Source organism: Haloferula luteola, from assembly GCF_014201715.1.
Classification (GTDB): domain Bacteria; phylum Verrucomicrobiota; class Verrucomicrobiia; order Verrucomicrobiales; family Akkermansiaceae; genus Haloferula; species Haloferula luteola.
The window spans coordinates 14,944-32,892 of record NZ_JACHFD010000035.1 but is presented as its reverse complement, the minus strand read 5'-3'; the positions used below and the strand labels follow the sequence as shown (position 1 = coordinate 32,892).

The 17,949-nt window shown below is 60.0% G+C and carries 15 protein-coding genes and 1 tRNA gene; 12 read left to right on the top strand and 4 right to left on the bottom strand.

What is annotated here, in order from left to right; translation table 11 throughout:
- Positions 1-185: 185 nt before the first annotated feature.
- Complete coding sequence (locus HNR46_RS19465; RefSeq protein ID WP_246418236.1) at positions 186-545, top strand: IS66 family transposase; 360 nt, start codon at positions 186-188, stop codon at positions 543-545.
- 169 nt (positions 546-714) lie between these two features.
- Here the strand turns inward: HNR46_RS19465 and HNR46_RS19460 are convergent.
- A tRNA-Val gene (locus tag HNR46_RS19460) sits at positions 715-789 on the bottom strand.
- A gap of 77 nt (positions 790-866) precedes the next feature.
- On the opposite strand from HNR46_RS19460, the gene HNR46_RS19455 reads away from it, so the two are divergent.
- The 7 genes from HNR46_RS19455 (at position 867) to HNR46_RS19425 (ending at position 7,728) form a co-directional block, all read left to right on the top strand.
- Positions 867-1,784, top strand: a complete 918-nt coding sequence (locus HNR46_RS19455; protein ID WP_184022174.1) for a glucosyl-3-phosphoglycerate synthase — start codon at positions 867-869, stop codon at positions 1,782-1,784.
- The gene (locus tag HNR46_RS19450) at positions 1,781-2,227 is read left to right on the top strand and encodes a GNAT family N-acetyltransferase (RefSeq protein ID WP_184022171.1); all 447 of its coding nucleotides are present in this window, start codon (positions 1,781-1,783) and stop codon (positions 2,225-2,227) included. Before HNR46_RS19455 ends, HNR46_RS19450 begins: the two co-directional genes overlap by 4 nt.
- 67 nt (positions 2,228-2,294) lie before the next feature.
- Complete coding sequence (locus HNR46_RS19445) at positions 2,295-3,527, top strand: glycosyltransferase family protein (protein ID WP_184022168.1); 1,233 nt, start codon at positions 2,295-2,297, stop codon at positions 3,525-3,527.
- Positions 3,527-4,153 carry an HAD family hydrolase gene (locus HNR46_RS19440; protein WP_184022164.1) on the top strand — a complete coding sequence of 209 codons (627 nt, stop codon included), beginning with the start codon at positions 3,527-3,529 and terminating at the stop codon, positions 4,151-4,153. Before HNR46_RS19445 ends, HNR46_RS19440 begins: the two co-directional genes overlap by 1 nt.
- An 85-nt stretch (positions 4,154-4,238) precedes the next feature.
- On the top strand, positions 4,239-5,594 hold the full coding sequence (locus HNR46_RS19435; protein WP_184022161.1) for a cytochrome-c peroxidase: 1,356 nt from the start codon (positions 4,239-4,241) through the stop codon (positions 5,592-5,594).
- A 32-nt stretch (positions 5,595-5,626) separates the two neighbouring features.
- The gene (locus HNR46_RS19430; protein WP_184022159.1) at positions 5,627-6,283 is read left to right on the top strand and encodes a response regulator; all 657 of its coding nucleotides are present in this window, start codon (positions 5,627-5,629) and stop codon (positions 6,281-6,283) included.
- Positions 6,280-7,728: a sensor histidine kinase gene (locus HNR46_RS19425; protein ID WP_184022156.1), complete on the top strand. Its 1,449-nt coding sequence runs from the start codon at positions 6,280-6,282 to the stop codon at positions 7,726-7,728. The genes HNR46_RS19430 and HNR46_RS19425 overlap by 4 nt, the downstream gene beginning before the upstream one ends.
- Before the next feature lie 94 nt (positions 7,729-7,822).
- Here the strand turns inward: HNR46_RS19425 and HNR46_RS19420 are convergent, their stop codons facing one another.
- The 3 genes from HNR46_RS19420 to HNR46_RS19410 form a co-directional block, all read right to left on the bottom strand.
- Positions 7,823-10,513: a LamG-like jellyroll fold domain-containing protein gene (locus HNR46_RS19420; protein WP_184022154.1), complete on the bottom strand. Its 2,691-nt coding sequence runs from the start codon at positions 10,511-10,513 to the stop codon at positions 7,823-7,825.
- Between the two features lie 659 nt (positions 10,514-11,172).
- A complete protein-coding gene (locus HNR46_RS19415; RefSeq protein ID WP_184022151.1) occupies positions 11,173-12,252 on the bottom strand; it encodes a GntR family transcriptional regulator in 1,080 nt (359 codons plus the stop codon).
- A gap of 118 nt (positions 12,253-12,370) precedes the next feature.
- Positions 12,371-13,387: a zinc-binding alcohol dehydrogenase family protein gene (locus tag HNR46_RS19410; RefSeq protein WP_184022177.1), complete on the bottom strand. Its 1,017-nt coding sequence runs from the start codon at positions 13,385-13,387 to the stop codon at positions 12,371-12,373.
- Positions 13,388-13,509: 122 nt separating this feature from the next.
- On the opposite strand from HNR46_RS19410, the gene HNR46_RS19405 reads away from it, so the two are divergent.
- From HNR46_RS19405 to HNR46_RS19390, 4 genes are all read left to right on the top strand, one after another.
- Entirely contained in the window at positions 13,510-13,917 is a 408-nt protein-coding gene (locus tag HNR46_RS19405) for a hypothetical protein (protein ID WP_184022149.1), read from the top strand.
- 132 nt (positions 13,918-14,049) lie between these two features.
- On the top strand, positions 14,050-14,349 hold the full coding sequence (locus HNR46_RS19400; protein WP_184022147.1) for a hypothetical protein: 300 nt from the start codon (positions 14,050-14,052) through the stop codon (positions 14,347-14,349).
- 103 nt (positions 14,350-14,452) lie between these two features.
- A complete protein-coding gene (locus tag HNR46_RS19395) occupies positions 14,453-15,760 on the top strand; it encodes a TolC family protein (RefSeq protein WP_184022145.1) in 1,308 nt (435 codons plus the stop codon).
- A 30-nt stretch (positions 15,761-15,790) separates the two neighbouring features.
- The gene (locus HNR46_RS19390) at positions 15,791-17,947 is read left to right on the top strand and encodes a heavy metal-binding domain-containing protein (protein WP_184022143.1); all 2,157 of its coding nucleotides are present in this window, start codon (positions 15,791-15,793) and stop codon (positions 17,945-17,947) included.
- Positions 17,948-17,949 lie beyond the last annotated feature (2 nt).

Genomic DNA, 17,949 nt, shown 5'->3' with positions numbered 1-17,949 from the left:
AGGCGTTGAAGAAGCCTTGAAGAAGGTCCGGCAGGATACCGCACGAGGTCGGCAAGGCGCCGGCGGCTTCCCTTTCCTGATGGTCCCGGCCTCCGATCATCAAGGCACGCTGCCACCCTTGGTCGCGCGGGAGGGCGACCAGCGGAAACTGCGGTTGGAGATGAGGCCCGAGGGCCCATCATTCGATGCCCAAGAGCAAGCTTGGCAAAGCCATCCGTTACGCCGCCAACCAATGGCAGCGGATGGAAGTCTATCTGGGCGACGGCCGTGTGGAGATCGACAACAACCTCGTCGAGAACGCCATCTGGCCGACCAGGCTCGGAGACAAGAACTGGCTCTTCATCGGTTGCCGCCAAGCCGGTCAAAAGGCGGCCATCCTCTACACCATCGTTGAGAACTGTCGGCGGCTGAGCATCGACACCCTAGAGTATCATGAGGACGTGCTGACCCGACTGCCGGCAATGAAAACCAGCGAGGTCGATCTGCTCGTCCCGGGGAAATGGCTGCAAGCACAACAGGGAAAGCGAGCACGGAAGGCAGCCTGATCACCGCTGCCGCCAAGGAAAATCAAACGGCGGCACAGACCACAGTTACCGTAGTAGGTTCCTCCTCATTTTTTTCAGCGAGGCCATTGTCCCCTAGTTTTCCTGACCTCAAGGTTTTTAGAGTCCTCGAATCCTTGATTTATCAAGGATTCCTTGCCACAAAAAGGGATGGTGCGCGGTGCAGGGTTCGAACCTGCGACCCCATCGGTGTGAACGATGTGCTCTACCACTGAGCTAACCGCGCTTTTTATCCCAGAACCCTTGCGGGCGGGGCGCAGTGTCTAGGGAATCTGCCTCGGCTTGGCAAGCCCTTTGCAAAAAATGGTTCATTCGGTTATTTCAGGGGCGTTGAAAGCGTTCCACCACCTCCAATTCGGGGACCTGGCAGAGCTGATCCAGCAAAAGCATTTGCTTGGGCTGAAGGCCGCCCTGTGCATCCCCACCCTCAATGAAGAAGGCACGATCGCGAGAATCGTCGAGACCCTCCGCAAAGCCTTGGTGGATGATCATGCCCTCCTCGATGAATTGGTCGTGATCGACTCTGGTTCCACGGATCGCACCCGTGAATTGGCCGCAGATGCCGGTGCCGAGGTGGTGCTGTCCTCTGCCATTCTGCCGTTTCAGGGAAGCCGACCCGGCAAAGGTGAAAATCTATGGAAGGCCGTGCACCACTGCCAAAGCGATCTCATCGCATTCGTCGACGGCGACATTCGCAACATCCATCCGCGATTCGTGACCGGGACTCTGGGACCGCTGCTGCTCGATCCTGAAATCGCTTACGTGAAAGGATTTTACGAGCGCCCTCTGTTGGCACGTGAAGGCGTGGATCCTCGTGGCGGAGGCCGGGTGACTGAGATTCTGGTGCGACCGCTCTTCGACCGATTTTGCCCGGAGCTGGCGGCCTTGCATCAGCCGCTTGCTGGGGAGTATGCCGCGCGCCGGGAAATTCTGGAGGCCATTCCATTCCCGACGGGATACGGGGTCGAAACAGCGCATCTGATCGACGTTTGGCGAAGGCACGGAATCCGGGCAATTGCCCAAACCGATCTGGACGAACGCATCCATCGCAACCGCTCGCTTGCCGATTTGGGCCGGATGTCGGACCAAATCCTGGATGCCTTTCTCCCTCGCTTTCTTGATCCATCGTCCCAGCGGAGCGAGCGACCGCCGATGATTTCGGTGGCGGAGTATCGGGAACGCTTTCCCGCTGCCGCCGCTCGGTTTAGGAAATCGGCGTGAGCCCACCCGATATTCGGCTTCTTGAACCCGATGACCATCTCGCCGCCACCGGCCTGCTGGTTCATTTGAATCCCGATTGCCCCACTCAGCTACTGCTGCAGCGGTTTCGCACGATCCTTGATGAACATCCCCACTACCTGCCGATTGGAGCCTTCCTAGGAGACAAACTGGTGGGCTTTGCCGGAGTCTGGATTGCGACGAAGATCTGGTGTGGGCGTTACCTGGAAATCGACAATTTCGTCGTGCATCCCAGCCACCGCTCGGAAGGCATCGGCACCGCCTTGATGGCATTTCTCGAGGAACTGGCACGGGAGAAGGGCTGCAACCTCCAGACTCTCGACTCCTATACTAACAACTACGCCTCCCATCGCCTTTATCATCGTCAGGGTTTCGAAATTTGGGGATTCCACTTCGTGAAAACCTTGGGATCCTTGGATCGTTGATCTTTGGTAACCCAACGGCCTCAGGCAGCTCGCGCTGGCGGCGTATCAGGCAATCCATCGCGGCATCGTGATCGTTCTCAGCATCCACTATCATCTCCGGCCCGGCGGGGTGACGGAGGTGATCCGTCACCAGCACGAACTGCTGACGGCGGCGGGCATCACCCACCGGATCCTGTGTGGCGACAATCCGAGCGAGCTCCCCGCCGAAGTCGAACCCTGTCTCGACTATGCTCCCGCGCCTCAAAACCTGGAAGATGCGGCCGCCCACATCGAGAGGATCCTCATGGCTCATTTGCCAAACGAGCCGGCATTGCTGCAATTCCACAACCCCTGCCTCGGGAAAAACCCGGGGCTCACCGCCGCCGTGACCCGATTGGCCCGGCGGGGTCAGGCACTGCTCCTCCAACACCATGACTTGGCGGAAGACGGCCGCCCTGAATTATTGGCAGCACTCGAAGGGGTCGATGTGCTGTATCCGGTGTCGAATCGCATTGCCCATGGATTCATCAATTCTCGCGATCGGCAGGCATTCGTTGATGCCGGGCTCCCTGTAGACCAAGCCCATCTCCTCCCTCCTGCGACGTTCCGCCACGATCTTCCCTCCGCGCCGAAAGATGGTCCAGCAAGGGTGCTTCACCCCATGAGGGGGATTCCCCGAAAAAATCTTGGCGAACTTTTGCTGTTGGCTGCCGCAGCTCCGCCCGGAACGCAATTCATGCAGGGCAGTCGTCCCCAGCAAGCCGAGTGGCAGGCACTCTATGAGACTTGGAGGAACACGGCTGAGTCCCTGAAACTCCCTATCGACTTCGATGTGTTCTCTCGAGGCCGGGACGCCGCCTATGCCCGCTCGACCCATCTGGTCACGACATCCACGCAGGAAGGCTTTGGCCTGATTCATCTGGAAGCCTTGGGTCAACGCCGGGTTCTCGGGCGCAGGATTCCTGCTCTCGCAGAAGATCTCCGCGACTTCCCGCAAGGGGGGCTCTATGATGCGTTGGAGGTGGATGGTGTTGACTTCCCCGAACTACCCTTGACCCGACAGCTTTCGGTGATCGCGAAGGTGAACGCCGGGGCATTCGATCCACAAGTCGTTGCGGGTTCAGGAAAAATGCCCCTCTCTGTCTGGCTCGGAGAACAATTGAATCAACGCATTCCGAGCGCCGCTCCCTTGATTGAGGCGAGCTTCTCCCCCGTCGCCCTCATTGAGCGCTGGGTGGCCCTTGCTTCCCTCCTTTTGTCTTCACCGGCCGGGCCGGTCACCCGTCTGGACCGCCAGATGCTCACCGCAGTCTTCTCCTGATGCCCTCCCTCCTCCCCGCTGGAATCCGTGCGGTTTTTTTCGATGTCTATGGCACCCTCCTTGATGGGCCTCGACGCGACGACCGAGGCCAAAAAATGTCCGAGGTCGCCCGCCAATTCGGACTTCATCCGATTCCTCAGCTCGATCAGCGTCTCGACCAAGCGATTCAGGATTCGCATGCTCAGTCCTCGGAGCCCTTTCCAGAAATCGATATTCGCGAACTTTGGCAGGCGATTTTCCCCGACCTCGGCGATCGGGATCGATTTGCTTTTGAGGTCGAGGAGGCCATTCATCCGGTATCCATCGTACCTCAGGGTGCGGTGTTGCTGGAACAGGCCGTGCAGCAGGGTGCCGCACTGGGAGTCATCTCGAATGCTCAGGCCTACACCCGAAGCCTGCTGGCCCAACATTTCCCCCACCATTGGAAGAGTTTCGATTCCGAGCTTTTGGTGTTTTCCTATGAACATCGGATCGCCAAGCCCGACCTGCGGCTATTTCAAACAGCGCAGCTCCCGCTCCTCCGCCGAGGATTCCAACCTGACGAGATTCTCATGGTTGGGGACTCACCGGGCCATGACCTCCTTCCGGCCGCCCAACTGGGCTGGAGGACACTTCAGATCGAGTAACCCTCTCCAAACGCCAAAATCCCCAGCTTGGATTCTTCGAGGGCAATTCAGGTTGGGTTCAGGTGGAACCTTTCAAGGTCGGGGCATGAAAGCCCTCAGCACCCTATTTTTGATCGCCGCCACCCACGCCCAGGATGCTCCGGTCATCGATCTCACGCATCCTTTCCCCTACTCCTCTCAGGAGGTTCCGGACTACATCACTCGCGACAACACTCCCCCCGACAACCCCATCACCGATCTCGGCGCGACCCTCGGCCGGGTGCTGTTTTACGATTCCCGGCTTTCCCGCAATCAGACGGTTTCTTGTGCGAGTTGCCACCAACAAGAGCATGGCTTCTCTGATCCTGACACCGCAAGTATGGGAGTCGCCGGTTTCTCTGGGCGCCATTCGATGCGTCTGATCAACGCCCGATTCTCCGATGAAACGCGCTTCTTCTGGGACGAACGCGCCGACAGCGTCGAGGATCAAGCAACGCAACCCATTCAAGACCACATCGAAATGGGATTCAGCGGCACTGACGGTGATCCCGGATTTTCCGATCTGGTCGATCGCCTCTCTTCGATCGAAGTCTATCAGGTTCTCTTTGCAGGAGTGTTTGGCGACCCGGAGGTCACCGAGGAACGCATTGGCAAGTCCTTGGCTCAGTTCGTTCGCAGCATCCAATCATTCGACAGCCGCTACGACGAAGGACGCGATCTAACGGGTGCCGATGGTCCGCCCTTTCCCAATTTCACGATGGAGGAGAATGATGGAAAGATCCTATTTCTCCGCCCTCCTGCTCAGGGTGGTGCCGGTTGCGCAGGATGCCACGTGCCTCCGGAATTTTCCATCGATCCGGCGAGTCGCAACAACGGGGTGGTGAGCAGCCTTTCGGGAGGGACGGACACCACCAACACGCGCGCTCCCAGTCTGCGCGATCTCGTTGATGCCAACGGCCAACCCCACGGGGGGTTCATGCACGATGCCAGCTTCGCGACTCTGGAGGAGGTGATCGAGCACTACAATGCCGTGCCCGCTGTGGTCACCAATCTCGACGCCCGTTTGATTCGACCCGGCAATCTGCCTCAAGAACTCGGTCTCGATGCCACGGAAGTAGCCTCCTTGGAAGCATTCCTCAAGACTCTCACCGGTCGCCGAGTGTACACCGACCAGCAGTGGTCTGACCCATTCGACAAAGAAGGCACGCTCCAGACGATCGTCCTGCCCACCGAATCCATCGAGTGCGGTCGGGAAATCCGCCAAGGCGTTCGGTTCACCACACTTACGGCCCAAGCCGTACCGAATGTGACCTATGGACTCCAAGCTTCCACCGATCTCACCCATTGGGCAACCGTCTCGGTGACTGCCGATGCCGAGGGTTGGCTGAGCCTCGACATCCCCGACGAACTGGGAATCGAAGCGCGCTACTTCCGCTTCATCTATCCGGTTCCTTCAGAGTAGGCTTCGTCCGTCACCCTCGGCCCCTTCTTGTTGTGAAACTCCTCATTATCGAAGACTCGCCTGAACTCCTGGATTTCCTGATAGAGCTCCTGGAGGAGGAGGGGCATGAGGTATCGGCTGCGGAAGAGGGCGTTCAAGGGCTCTATCTTGCACAAAACTGGGAGTTCGACGTGATCCTCCTCGATGCGATGCTGCCGGGTCTCGACGGCTTTTCGCTCTTGGAACGCCTGCGCAAGACCCACACCACTCCGGTTCTCATGCTCACCGCCCGCGACCAAACACGCGATCGGGTTCGTGGACTCGATCAAGGTGCTGACGACTACTTGGTGAAGCCCTTTGCCAATGATGAGTTGCTTGCCCGCATCCGCGCTGTGGCCCGACGCCACGGACTCCAGTCCGAGAAATTGCTGCGGATCGGAGCGGTGGAAATCGATACGGGATCCCTCCAAATCCGCGCGGGGGGAGAGCCGGTGGAAGTTACGGCTCGGGAATTTGCGTTGGTCGAACTGCTCGCCCGTCACCGCTCCGAGGTCGTCTCAAGGGACCGGATTTTCGGCCAACTCTTTGATGAGGAATCTGAAGATGTCGACATTTCCAATCTCCTCGACGTCTACATCTACAAACTCCGACAAAAGCTTGGAAAGGATTTCATCAAAACTCGGAGGGGCGCGGGCTACTTCATCGAATGAGCTCCCGCCCGCCCCTCTGGAGGTCTCTCTCCTTCCGACTGCAGAGCTGGCACGCCCTGATTCTTGCCCTCGCCATCAGTGGCATGATGGTCGCTTTCTATCATATCGAATCGGAGCGCAGACTCGATGCAATCGATGTCCAGCTTTCCAACCTCACTCGAGAAGTCCTGCCCGAACTCGACCGGCCTGAGGACCATCGTCCCCCTGGACCTCCAGGCGGCCCAGGACGGTTCGAAGACGACGATTTCGGCGGCCCTCCACCTGGAATGCGACGAAGGAAGGAGGAAAAATGGCAGGCCGACGATGCCATTGACCCCGACCTCAAGGCACGATCCTGGACGGTCGCCTGGGATCCGGAAGGCCATCCCCTTCATCATCGTGGAACGGGGCGCCCCGACTCCATCACCTGGAATCAGGGACGCATCCCGGCACCCTTCGTGACGATTGACGGACATCGAGTGATGTACTTTCGCGGTCCGCGACACTCATTGCTGGTCACTGGCCTCCCGCTGGACGGCCACCAGGAAGCCCTCCACCGATACGGATGGGAACTGGGAGGCGTGGGGATCACCCTATTTTTGGCGGGTATCGTCGTCGGGGGAGCCATCACTCATTGGAGCTTGCGGCCTGCTCGGGATATTGCCGAGGCCGCTCGAGACATTGCTGGATCCGATCGATCGCGCCGCATCGACCTCAGACGCAGCACCCGCGAACTTCACGAGCTGGCCGTGGTGCTCAATGAGGCATTTGACAAGCTTGATGGAGAGATCACGCAACGAGAACGTTTCACTGCTGACGCCTCCCATGAATTCCGCACCCCGCTGACCGTGATTCTCGGCCACTCTGAGCGCCTGCTCGCCAAACCCCGCAGCGAGGAGGACTACCGCAAGGGGCTCCAAGTGGTTCATCAGTCATCGCTCCGACTCAAAGCGATTGTGGAGCAAATGATGACCTTGGCTCATCTGGATGCCGAGGTTCTCGATCATCCACAGCCCATCGACCTCGGAGACCTCGCCACGGAAACCCTCGCCCTCCTTCGCGAATCATGCGCCCGTCGTGACGCTCTTGTAAAAATGCACATCCAGCCCTCTCCTGTGTGCGGAGATGCTGAGCTGCTGACACGATTGATTGCCAATCTCCTCTCCAATGCCCTCCGTCACAATCCTCCTGGCACCCCATTGGAAATGCGCAGTGGAAATGACCAGGGTCTCTCCTGGTTGGAAATTGAAGACCATGGTGTGGGCATTGCCCCAGAACACCAGGATCAACTCTTCGAACGCTTCTACCGGGTGGACAGTTCCCGAAAGGCGCTCGACGGAGAATCGGGCTCCGGTTTGGGATTGTCGATTTGCCTCAAAATCGCCCAACGCCATGGCGGAGATCTCACTGTCTCCAGCGCACCAGGACAGGGCTCCCTCTTTCGCCTGACCCTACCCGGAACATGATCCGAAGGCGATGGGCGGACTACGGAAGCCTTCCAACAAACGGGCCACCCAGGAGTTCCCCGGATGGCCCGTCGATCATCAACATTGGAGGAAATCAATCCGTAGCGAGGACCACCCGATAGAAGGCACGACCCTCAGGAGGAGCAGGATCGGTCCAGCTTCCCGTGTCGCCAGTCGCAGTCACCGTGCCGACCACTTCCCAAGTTTCCAGGGTTTCGCTACGCTCAATCGTGAACTCCAGCCCGCTGGCTGCCGGCCATTCAAGGGATCCCCCCTGCCATCCGACAAAGAAGAAGGAAGCACCGTCCATGGGAGCAAGGCCGAGAAGGTATTCGACGTAGTTCGTCGTACCATCGCCGTCTGCATCGTCGCTCTCACCCCGTTGGGCCGGATCGGAAATCTCCGCGTCCGCCCAGGCGGCAAATCCGGAAGCTCCATCTTCATGGAAGAGGAACTCACTTTCGGAGAGAGCCCGCGCATGAATGCGCACTTCATCCACATTGCCTTGGAAGGCATCCGTCGTCGTCCCTGCCCATTCACCCGTGCCAATCGACCACACTCCATCCATGGCCCCTTCTTCAGGACGGTACCAAGCACCCGAGATCGCAAGAGTTCCATCCAAAGTGTAGGAGGCGTCCCCGGGGTATTTGATCCAAAGTTGCAACTCACTCTCGGTGGCTGTCACAGCAACCGAATACCAGCTCCCAGCCACTACCGGTGTCGTCCCGATGATTTCCTTGGCTTCGCCAGATCCATCGACGATGGCAGCGCGAATCAGATCTGAGGTGTCGATCTTGATCGTGAAAGGCGGCTGACCCCCAATCGGATTCCCTGACTTGCAGATCGGAACCTGCCACACTCCGGTGACCGAGGTGTTGAAGCTCGCTTCCACCGTAAATTCGTCAAACTCCGCCAGCTGCAGACAGGCCACTCCTTTGTCCAAATAGGCGGCAGGGGTGGTGAAGAGGCTCTCAATGAAGTAGACCCCATTGGTATTCCGAAGGAAATACATCGAGCCGTCGTTCGCCGCACCAGTCGCGGGAATCGTTGCTGCCGGCACCACCGAGTCGTAGTTCGGAGCGGTGTAGGTCGCCCATGTCATCAGATGATGTCCATAGACGGAGGCATCCTTCACCCAACCCGGATAAGCCAGTTCCCCATTCCCACCGGAAGGAACGTCACCCTCCGTTGCTTCCTCGAAGCGCCAGTATGCGAGCAAGGTATCCTTGGACTCTGCATCCGTTGGATCCGACCCCGCCACATACTCCAGCAAGTTATTCACGGAGTCACCGTCTGGATCGCTCCGACCATCCTGATAGGCCATCACCGTCGCTATGTCCTCATCGGCAACCTGGAAATATTTCAGCTCCCAGCCATCCGGCAATCCATCCCCATCCATATCGGGCGACGAAATCATGTCCACCGGACTGGTGCCCCAATCGTGCTCATCCAGGTTCGAGTAAGTATCCCCATCCGGATCGGCATCGGGATCGACGTCTTCAAGATCCGTCAGTTCCGGGAAGAAGTGGCGCTCCCAGCCGTCGTTCAGCCAATCCTGGTCTTCGTCGGGATAGGAGAATTCGCTCAAGGGGTCGGTCCCTGCCAGGAATTCGACCAAATTGCTATTGTAGTCGTTGTCTGGATCGTCGTCCGGCGAAGCAGCCAATTCGTTCGGCGGCGGGTTGGGGAAAAAGGCCATTTCCCATCCGTCATTCATCCCGTCTCCGTCGATGTCCGGCCAATCGTCGCTGTCATCCGGATCGGTCGACGCCCGATACTCCATCAAGTTCGTCGCGTCGTCATAGTCGTAGTCATCAGCCGGTCCAAATTCGAGCGTTCCACCCAAATTTGCCATTTCCCAAGCATCCGGCAAACCATCGCCATCGGTGTCTTCCGGTGTGATGGGATGCCCAGCGAGGAATTCGCCCGGCTCCAAGGCGGTATCGCTGATGCGAACCTCATCGATGCCGCCAAGCCAACGATCCCCGTGATCGTCGCCGGGCGCATCACTGGTCCCGTAGCGGCCACGACCGATCGTCCACCCCCAAGGATCTCCGTTCGCATCCACTCCCGGATCGACCAATGCAGGATTGCTGCTCGACGTCACATCCGTCGTCGCCACTTCCTCGAAAGTTCCGCCAGTGGCGCGTTTCCAAAGTCGGAGAGTCGAGCCATCACAGGTCGCAGCGAAATGATACCAAAAGCCCGGAGAAAGCGGTGCGGTGTCTTCCGCTGCATGGGAATTGCCCACCGCATCGACATAGAGAATCCGCACCGCGCCGTTCGGCATCGCTTGAAAATACAATGGAGCCTGCGCCGCATCGCTGGTCGACACATCATTGCCTTCGCGACCGACGAACGTGCTGTAGGCCCCAATCGCTTGGATCTTCACAGAAGCCTCGATCGTCCAGGTCAAGGACGTCCAGGTATCGAGATTCGTTCCGGTTGGCGTCGATTCAGACGACCAAGTGAAGCTGGCGGGGTAATCGCCCGCACTCTCGATGAACCAATCATTGGCCTCACCCGTCAAAGGGAGTGCCAAAAAGGGAGCGTCAGCTGCCGAAGCTCGGAAGACATGACCCGATCCCCCGTCGTCCCAGCTATACAGCTGGTTGCCATTCCCTGAAAGGTCCGGCACGGGAATTCCCGTCGCCTGAACTTCGGTCCGTCCGGCGGTCGACTGCACATAGTCTCCGTCCGTCACTGGGCTCGTTTCCGTGCCCTCAAAATTCCAGTAAGCCACCGTGTCGGCACTCAACGGAGATAGGGCAGTCACCCATAACATTAGGCCTTTGGTTATAGGCCAAGATCCATGATCGTTTCGGTACATCGATTGATTCGTTGGTTTCTCCAAAATTCACGCCGCCATCCGGAGTCACCTCCGGCCACCTGCGCCTTGGTGATGCCTCCATAAGAAACGTTCCATATCAGGGTAAACCCTCGAATCAGCCCCCTAGGTTATCTACTCATTGGACATGCAGGAAGGGATCTCCTTGGAGGCCTGATGCCCGCTTGATTTCGAGAGAAACCCCCTCATTTCTTTAAGGGAAACCACGTGGTAATTTTGCGGACTCATCGCCACCGCTCTGCATCGGAAATCCATCGGAAATTGACCTCTACTTCACCCAGGTTGTCCTCCCATTAGACAAGGTCGGGAGTCGAATTTCCGTCGCATTCATCTCCCTATCAGGACATAACCCAAAGGAATCGGAGACCATCGAGCCACGAGATCATCGCCTTTTAAGCGAGGTTTTCCGTGGGGATTCCTTTCGGCTCGCGCCGCGGCTCTTCCCATCCCTGAGTGGGGATTCCGGGGGTTCATTTCACCCGCGGCGCGAGCCACTTCCCACGTCCCCCCCAAAGCACCGTCGGTGGGAGAAATCAGCACAACAGGCTTCTTCCCGGAGCCCCTCAATGGGGCCGTAGCCCTTGCAAACCAAGGGCTCAACTTGGGGCCTGAGCGACGCTCCCTGCTGGCACGAAGTCCGGTATCACCACCGTCGTCCGCACTTTTCCCCGACCATGCTGCACCACATCCAGCAGCATATCACTGACCCGGCGGCCAATCATCGTGCCATCCGTCCGATAACGGGAAATCGCCGGAAAGGTGAAATCCAGATGATAATCATCCCAAGCCGAGATCACGCTCACATCATCCGGAACCCGAAGACCGGCCGCCTGCAGATAGCACACCACAGAGATCGCCACTTCTGAACATCCCACAAACACTCCGGTTGGCCGAGGCTTCGAAGCCAGCAAATTCATCATGCACCGCGAGACCGAAGGTGGATCCGTATCATGCGTCACCAATCGACCTGTCCCACCGAGCCGACGGAATTCTGACAAAAACACCTCCGAGCAGATCCGATCTCCAATGCTGGTCAGGTTCGCCCGCAAATAGACGACTTCTCGATGTCCCCGGGCATAGAAGATCCCGGCAGCATGCCGACCTTCCGCTTCCGAATCAGGGTGAATCGCATTCAAAATCGCGCCGTCCGGCACCCGCCCCAGAACGACGGCCGAAATGCGCCGAGAGCTGAACCAGCGAAGAATTTCCTCATTCGAAAAACAAAGCAGCCACGCCGCCGTGTCCGGTATCCGCACCAAGTCCTCGAAACGATGGGGCTGGAAGCGCTCAAACAATGCAGGACGATGCTCAACCTCCATCCGATAGCCATGGGCGGAAAGGCGCTCCACTACCAAGTCGAAGACTTCGCGCAGGCCCGTGCTCCACGCCCGAAATGAGTATGGAGTCAGACACCGAACCGTCCTTGGGGGAGCCTCATGCGGCTCCATGGGAGAGCTGAGAATCCGATGAAAGCGACCTCTTCCGCCCAATTCGATGCAATGCTCATTGGCCAGTTGGGCCAAGGCTTTGCGCAAGGTCATGCGGCTCACTTGAAACTCGCGGCCCAGCTTGGCCTCCGCTGGAAGTTCCCCTTGCCAGCGACCGAGACGGATCCCCTCTCGGAGCTGCTCAACCAGCTGATCATGGATCAGGATGCGTCTTGGGATATCAACCATGGGACGAGGTGGACGGAGTGATCTCGCTCGGACGGCTCCAAGCGTTCCACCGTCATCAACGCTTTCCCCGCCCCATTTCCGACATCCTTTCTGAAACACTTTTTCTGATCCACTCCGCTCAGCCTTTGCTCCAACCCGCCAGCACCCGCTTGCCGATCGTTCGGCCTTCCTGAATCTGACGATGAGCGCGGATCACATTCGCCGCCGTGATTTCGCCCGCCACTTCTTGCATCGTGCTGCGAAGCTGACCGGCATCCATCGCTTCGGCGATTCGGTTGAGGATCACTCCCTGCTGCGCGAGATCCTCGGTCTCAAACATCGAGCGCGTGAACATGAATTCCCACACGATCGTCACACTCTTCCGTTTGAACTCGCCTCCCATGGGCAACTCCCCAGTGGGTTCGACAATCAAAACCACCTTCCCTTGCGGAGCCACCAATCGCCCCATCGTGTCCCAATAGGCATCCGTGTTGTTGAAATTCGCAATGAAATCGACTTCAGCGAATCCTCGCGATGCCATTTCCGCCTCCAGATCGCCCGAGTGATCGACCACTTCCTCCGCCCCCAGCGACCGACACCATGAGGCACTCTCTGGGCGCGAGGCCGTAGCCACCACCCGCAATCCCGCGTGTTTGGCCAGCTGAATTCCGATCGATCCGACGCCTCCAGCACCTCCGATCACCAAGATCGACTTCCCCGCATCCGCACCGTCGGGATCGATACCCAATCGATCAAACAACGACTCCCAAGCCGTCAGGCTCGTCAACGGCAGCGCCGCGGCCTCCGCCCAGTCCATCGACTCCGGAGCCCGCCCCACCAGCCGCGAGTCCACCAACTGATACTCAGCATTTGACCCCGGCCGCCGCACATCCCCCGAATAATACACCCGGTCCCCAACCGAAAACCCGAGCGCTTCTGCCCCTACCGCTGCCACCTGCCCCGCGGCATCATAGCCTAACACCATGTCCTCGGCGCCGGCTTTCGGCCGAACCTTGGTGTCGACCGGATTCAATGCCACCGCCTCAACCTTGATCAAGAGGTCCGAGCCCTTCGCCACCGGCACCGGCAGCTCGACCTCCTCTGCTACTGTGGCGTCGAGAATCGATACCCCGGCCCGAAATCGGACCGCCTTCATCGTTTTGGGGATTTCCATGGGCCATTCACGCGCCAACTCGTGCTCCGTGCAACCCTCCTCAGCGCGTCATCCGCAACCAACTGCTTGCCCTCCGCCCCTCCGAATGCTATTTCCCTTCGTGGGTGAAGAGTCTCGCCCTCTCATCGCTGGTGAATCTTTGCCGCTCCATTGTTGCCCTGTTTCTGGCCTTCCTCATGGGAAGTCCGCTGTGCTGCTGCGCGAGCGAAAGCCATCCAACGGCGGCCCAAGACTCCACCCCCTCGTGCTGCCAGCACCCCTCCCCTTCTCAGGGAAAAGGCCATCCCTCGACGCCCACCGAACACGTCTGCGCCTGCAAAAGCAAAGACCCTCGTGATCTCGAAAAGGCCGTCGACCTTCCCTCCTATCAGGCCCTCGCTCTCCTTCCGGCACCGTCCCCAGAGAGCCTTGAACCCACACCCCGGATCCTCGGATCGCTCCTCTCTCCTCCACCTCCGGAAAACAGCGCGCCTCGAAGACGGCTCGCCTGGCTTTCCCGTTGGTTGATTTGAAGCCCATCAGGCCTGAATCCCGCCACTCGTGCGATTCAGGGCACCTCATCGTACCGCCACTCAGCGCCGGTACCTCGTCTCCTCCGCGCCTTGCGGAGCCCTCTGGACTTCATCTATTCAAATCAACCAATCATGAAATTTTTTGCACTCATTTCTTCCGTCGCCTTCCTGTTCGCCTCCTGCTCGAAGCAAGAATCGGCGACCACCGAAGCCCCCGTGGAAACCCAAGCCCCGGTCGACGCCTCCGCGGCCAAGCCTTATCCCCTGAAGGTCTGCCTCGTCTCCGGCGAGGAACTTGGAACCATGGGCGAACCCGTCGTCATCGTCCACGAAGGCCAGCAAATCCAATTCTGCTGCTCGCACTGCGTGCCTGAGTTCAAGGAAGACCCCGCCAAGTTCCTGGCGAAGCTCGAAGAACTCGACAAGCCCTAAGTCCCGCTCGGGCAGGGGTGGTATGGCGGAAAATGCGGCGGAGCAGGTCTCCGTGCGCCCCTTCGTGCCTCCCCGGGCCCCAACCCTTTTCCCTTTTCCCATCATGCAACGATCCTTGTTGCTACTCGGCGGGTGCCTGGTGGTGGCGTGCAGTCACGTCCCCGATGAGCGGACGTCGTCTTCCGCCACCCTTGCCCCGCCTCCTGCCTCAGCAGCGGAAAACTACTCGGTGCCTGGAAATGCCGGTCCCGAAGAGTTGGCACGCCTCGCTCTTCTCCACCACCCGGCCATCGCTGCCGCCCGCCACCGGGCCGAACGGCTCGCCTCCAGGGTGCCGCAGGATCAAGCTCTGCCCGATCCCATGCTCGAAGTCGGCGCGGGGTCCATGGCCGAAACCGCGGCGGGCCGCATGGAAGCCATGGCCGGCGTCAAACAGAAGATCCCCTTTCCTGGCAAACGCCGCGAGGCAGCAGCGGCGTCCGCCAGCGAAGCCGCCGCCGCCCGCGCCGAAATCGATGCCCTCCAACTCCAACTCACCGAGCAAGTCCATTCCGCCTGGTGGGATCTCTACCTCGCCGACCAAACCCTTTCCCTCACTCGCGAAAGCCGTTCCGTCCTTGAGGCCGTGCGCGATGCCGTCGATGCCCGGGTCGCGGCCGATCAGGCCAGCCAGGCCGATCAGTTGCGCCTCGCCAACGAACTCAGCTTGATCGATCGCGATCTCGCCGAAGCTCGCCAATTGCGCGGCACCGCCTCCGCGCGACTCAACTCACTCCTCAATCGCCCCGCGGGCTCGCCTCTGAGCATCCGATCCGCCTCCCCCATCCCCTCGCCTGGCTCGCTCCAAAACCTGCTGGCCCAAGCGCAAGCACGCCATCCAGACGTCGCCGCCGCCGAACAGCGGGCGAATGCCTTTCGCCACCGCCTGAAACGCGCCGAACTCGAAAAATACCCGGATTTTACCGCGGGCGTCACCTCCGCCTCGATCGCCTCATCCGGATTGTCGAAAATGGCCAATGGCCGCGATCAGCTCTACGCCACCCTCGGCGTCAACCTCCCGCTCTGGCAAGAACCCCGCCGCGCCATGCTGCGTGAAGCTCGCGAAGGCATGCAGGAAACCGAAGCCCTGCTCGCCGCCACCCGCTCCGACCTGCGCTACCGCGTCGAAGAAGCCTGGTTCCAGGCCCAAACCGCGCGGGAAGTTTCCGACCTCTTCTCCCGGCGTCTCGTCCCCGATGCCCGCCAGGCCTACGACGTCACCCTCACCGGCTACAGCGCCGGACTTCGCAGTTTCAATGACCTCATCGAAACCTGGCGACAACACCTCGCTTTCCAACTCCAACGGGTCCGCAACCAGGCCCAACTCGGCAAGGCCACCGCCACCCTGCGCGCTGCGGCCGGGCTCTTCTAGTCCTTCTATCCATCCAAGCCTCTTTCCGCCATGAAATCGCTGCTCCGTCGCTCGCTCCTCATCGGGCTTCCCATCCTGATTTTCCTCGCCGGCTGGTGGTTCGGCCTGCCCTCTTCCCCTTCCGAGCTGTCCCATGCTGACCAGGAATCCTCCACCGTTTGGACCTGCTCCATGCATCCGCAGATCCGCCAGCCCGAGCCCGGACTGTGCCCCATCTGCAACATGGACCTCATCCCGCTTCGCGACGAGGTCCGCGGCGGATTGCGTGAACTCACCGTCAGCCCCGAAGCCGCCGCCCTTCTCGACCTTCGGGTCAGCCCCGTTGTCCGAGCCCCCGCCGAGGCGGAAGTCCGACTGTTTGGCCGCATCGACTACGACGAACGTCGTATTTCAACCATCACCGCCCGGGCCGGCGGTCGGCTCGACCGTCTTTTTGTCGATTTCACCGGAGCCCAAGTCCGCAAGGGTGATCACCTCGCCGAAATCTACTCCCCCGATCTCCTCGTCGCCCAACGTGAGCTCATTGAAGCCCGGCGCGCGTACGAGACCTCCGGCGCCGATGCCCCGGCCGCCCGTGAAACTCGCCGCCGATGGCTCGACGCCTCCCGGGAAAAACTGCGCCTACTCCAATTCTCCGACACCCAGATCGCCGCCATCGAATCCGCCACTCAGCCTAGCGATCATCTGACCCTCTATGCGCCCCAATCCGGGATCGTGACCGACAAATTCGCCACGGAGGGCCAGTACATCAAAACCGGCGATCCTCTTTTCAAAGTCGCCGATTTGTCCCAGGTCTGGCTGCGCCTCGAAGCCTATGAACGCGATCTTCAATGGTTGCGCTACGCTCAAGACATCGTCTTCACCGTAGAAGCCCTTCCCGGTCGCACCTTCCACGGCCGCATCGCTTTCATCGACCCCGAGATCGACCCCATGCGCCGCGTCGCGCGCGTTCGTGTCAACGTCGACAACCCCGACCTCACCCTCAAACCCGGCATGTTCGCCGAAGCCATCGCCAAGTCCGATACCGCCGCCGATGGCAGAGTGCTTGATCCTTCCCTTGCCGGAAAATGGATCAGCCCCATGCACCCTGAAATCGTCAAAGATGGCCCGGGCCAATGTGATATCTGCGGCATGGACCTCGTTCCCGCCGAACAGCTCGGCTTCGTTCCCAATACCGCCCAGGCCCAGGAACCCTTGTTGATTCCCACCTCCGCCGTCCTTCTCACGGGTGAGCGCGCCATCGTCTACCTGCGCCGCAACTCTTCGCCCGAAGAGGGCCCGACCTTCGAAGGGCGGGAAATCGTGCTCGGCCCCCGCGTCGGCGATCACTACCTGGTCGAAGATGGACTCGAAGCGGGCGACTTGGTCGTCACCCGGGGTGCCTTCAAGCTGGACTCGGAGCTCCAGATCAAAGCGCGACCCTCTATGATGAATCCGAACGCAGGGCTTGAGGAGCACCCCGCAGGCACCGCCTCTGCCGAACTTTCCGGTGCCTGGACGCCCATCCCCCGTCATCTGGACCGCCTTCTCCGCCACCCGGACCCTGCGGGTCTCGCCGCCCTCCGCCACCTGGTCCAGGATCTCGACCCCGCAACCCTCCCCACCTCAGAACAGGCGCTCTGGCAGGAGTTTTCCCGTCGCCTCCTCAATCAGCTCACCCTTGCTTCCCGCGAAATCTCCCAGCGCCCCACGGCCGCCACCCAACGCATCGCCTCGGCCATCGAAGATGCCGGGCGGCACCTTGGCCTCCCCTACGCGCCCGAGCCAGCACCCACCGCCGATCCCACCGCGCTCGCTGAGCTCCGGGTCGCTCTCGATGCCTATTTCCCCCTCGCAAAAGCTCTGGCCGAAGACGACGACACCTCTTCCCGCGATGCCGCCCAGAACTTCGCCCAAGCAGCCCCGTCCTTGTCTTCTTCCTCGCTCACAGCGGCCACCGATCTGTCCACCCGCCGTTCTGCCTTTAAGGAAATCAGCGCTGCCCTCATCACCCGCATCCGGGAAACCGGGCTCGATGCCGTCGGCAATGCCTATGTCGTCCATTGTCCCATGGCCTTCGGCAACTCCGGAGCCGATTGGCTCTCCGATCAGCCCACAGTGCACAATCCTTACTTTGGTGACGCCATGCTTTCCTGCGGCTCCGTCACCGAAACCCTCTCCGTCGCTCCTCGCCCGGAGGGTCGTTGATC

Coding starts and splice junctions, on each gene's coding strand:
- HNR46_RS19435 (WP_184022161.1), top strand. CDS start 4,239: ATGAAAGCCCTCAGCACCCTATTTTTGATCGCCGCCACCCACGCCCAG.
- HNR46_RS19425 (WP_184022156.1), top strand. CDS start 6,280: ATGAGCTCCCGCCCGCCCCTCTGGAGGTCTCTCTCCTTCCGACTGCAG.
- HNR46_RS19390 (WP_184022143.1), top strand. CDS start 15,791: ATGAAATCGCTGCTCCGTCGCTCGCTCCTCATCGGGCTTCCCATCCTG.
- HNR46_RS19420 (WP_184022154.1), bottom strand. CDS start 10,513: ATGTTATGGGTGACTGCCCTATCTCCGTTGAGTGCCGACACGGTGGCT.
- HNR46_RS19400 (WP_184022147.1), top strand. CDS start 14,050: ATGAAATTTTTTGCACTCATTTCTTCCGTCGCCTTCCTGTTCGCCTCC.
- HNR46_RS19455 (WP_184022174.1), top strand. CDS start 867: ATGGTTCATTCGGTTATTTCAGGGGCGTTGAAAGCGTTCCACCACCTC.
- HNR46_RS19395 (WP_184022145.1), top strand. CDS start 14,453: ATGCAACGATCCTTGTTGCTACTCGGCGGGTGCCTGGTGGTGGCGTGC.
- HNR46_RS19440 (WP_184022164.1), top strand. CDS start 3,527: ATGCCCTCCCTCCTCCCCGCTGGAATCCGTGCGGTTTTTTTCGATGTC.
- HNR46_RS19410 (WP_184022177.1), bottom strand. CDS start 13,387: ATGAAGGCGGTCCGATTTCGGGCCGGGGTATCGATTCTCGACGCCACA.
- HNR46_RS19465 (WP_246418236.1), top strand. CDS start 186: ATGCCCAAGAGCAAGCTTGGCAAAGCCATCCGTTACGCCGCCAACCAA.
- HNR46_RS19415 (WP_184022151.1), bottom strand. CDS start 12,252: ATGGTTGATATCCCAAGACGCATCCTGATCCATGATCAGCTGGTTGAG.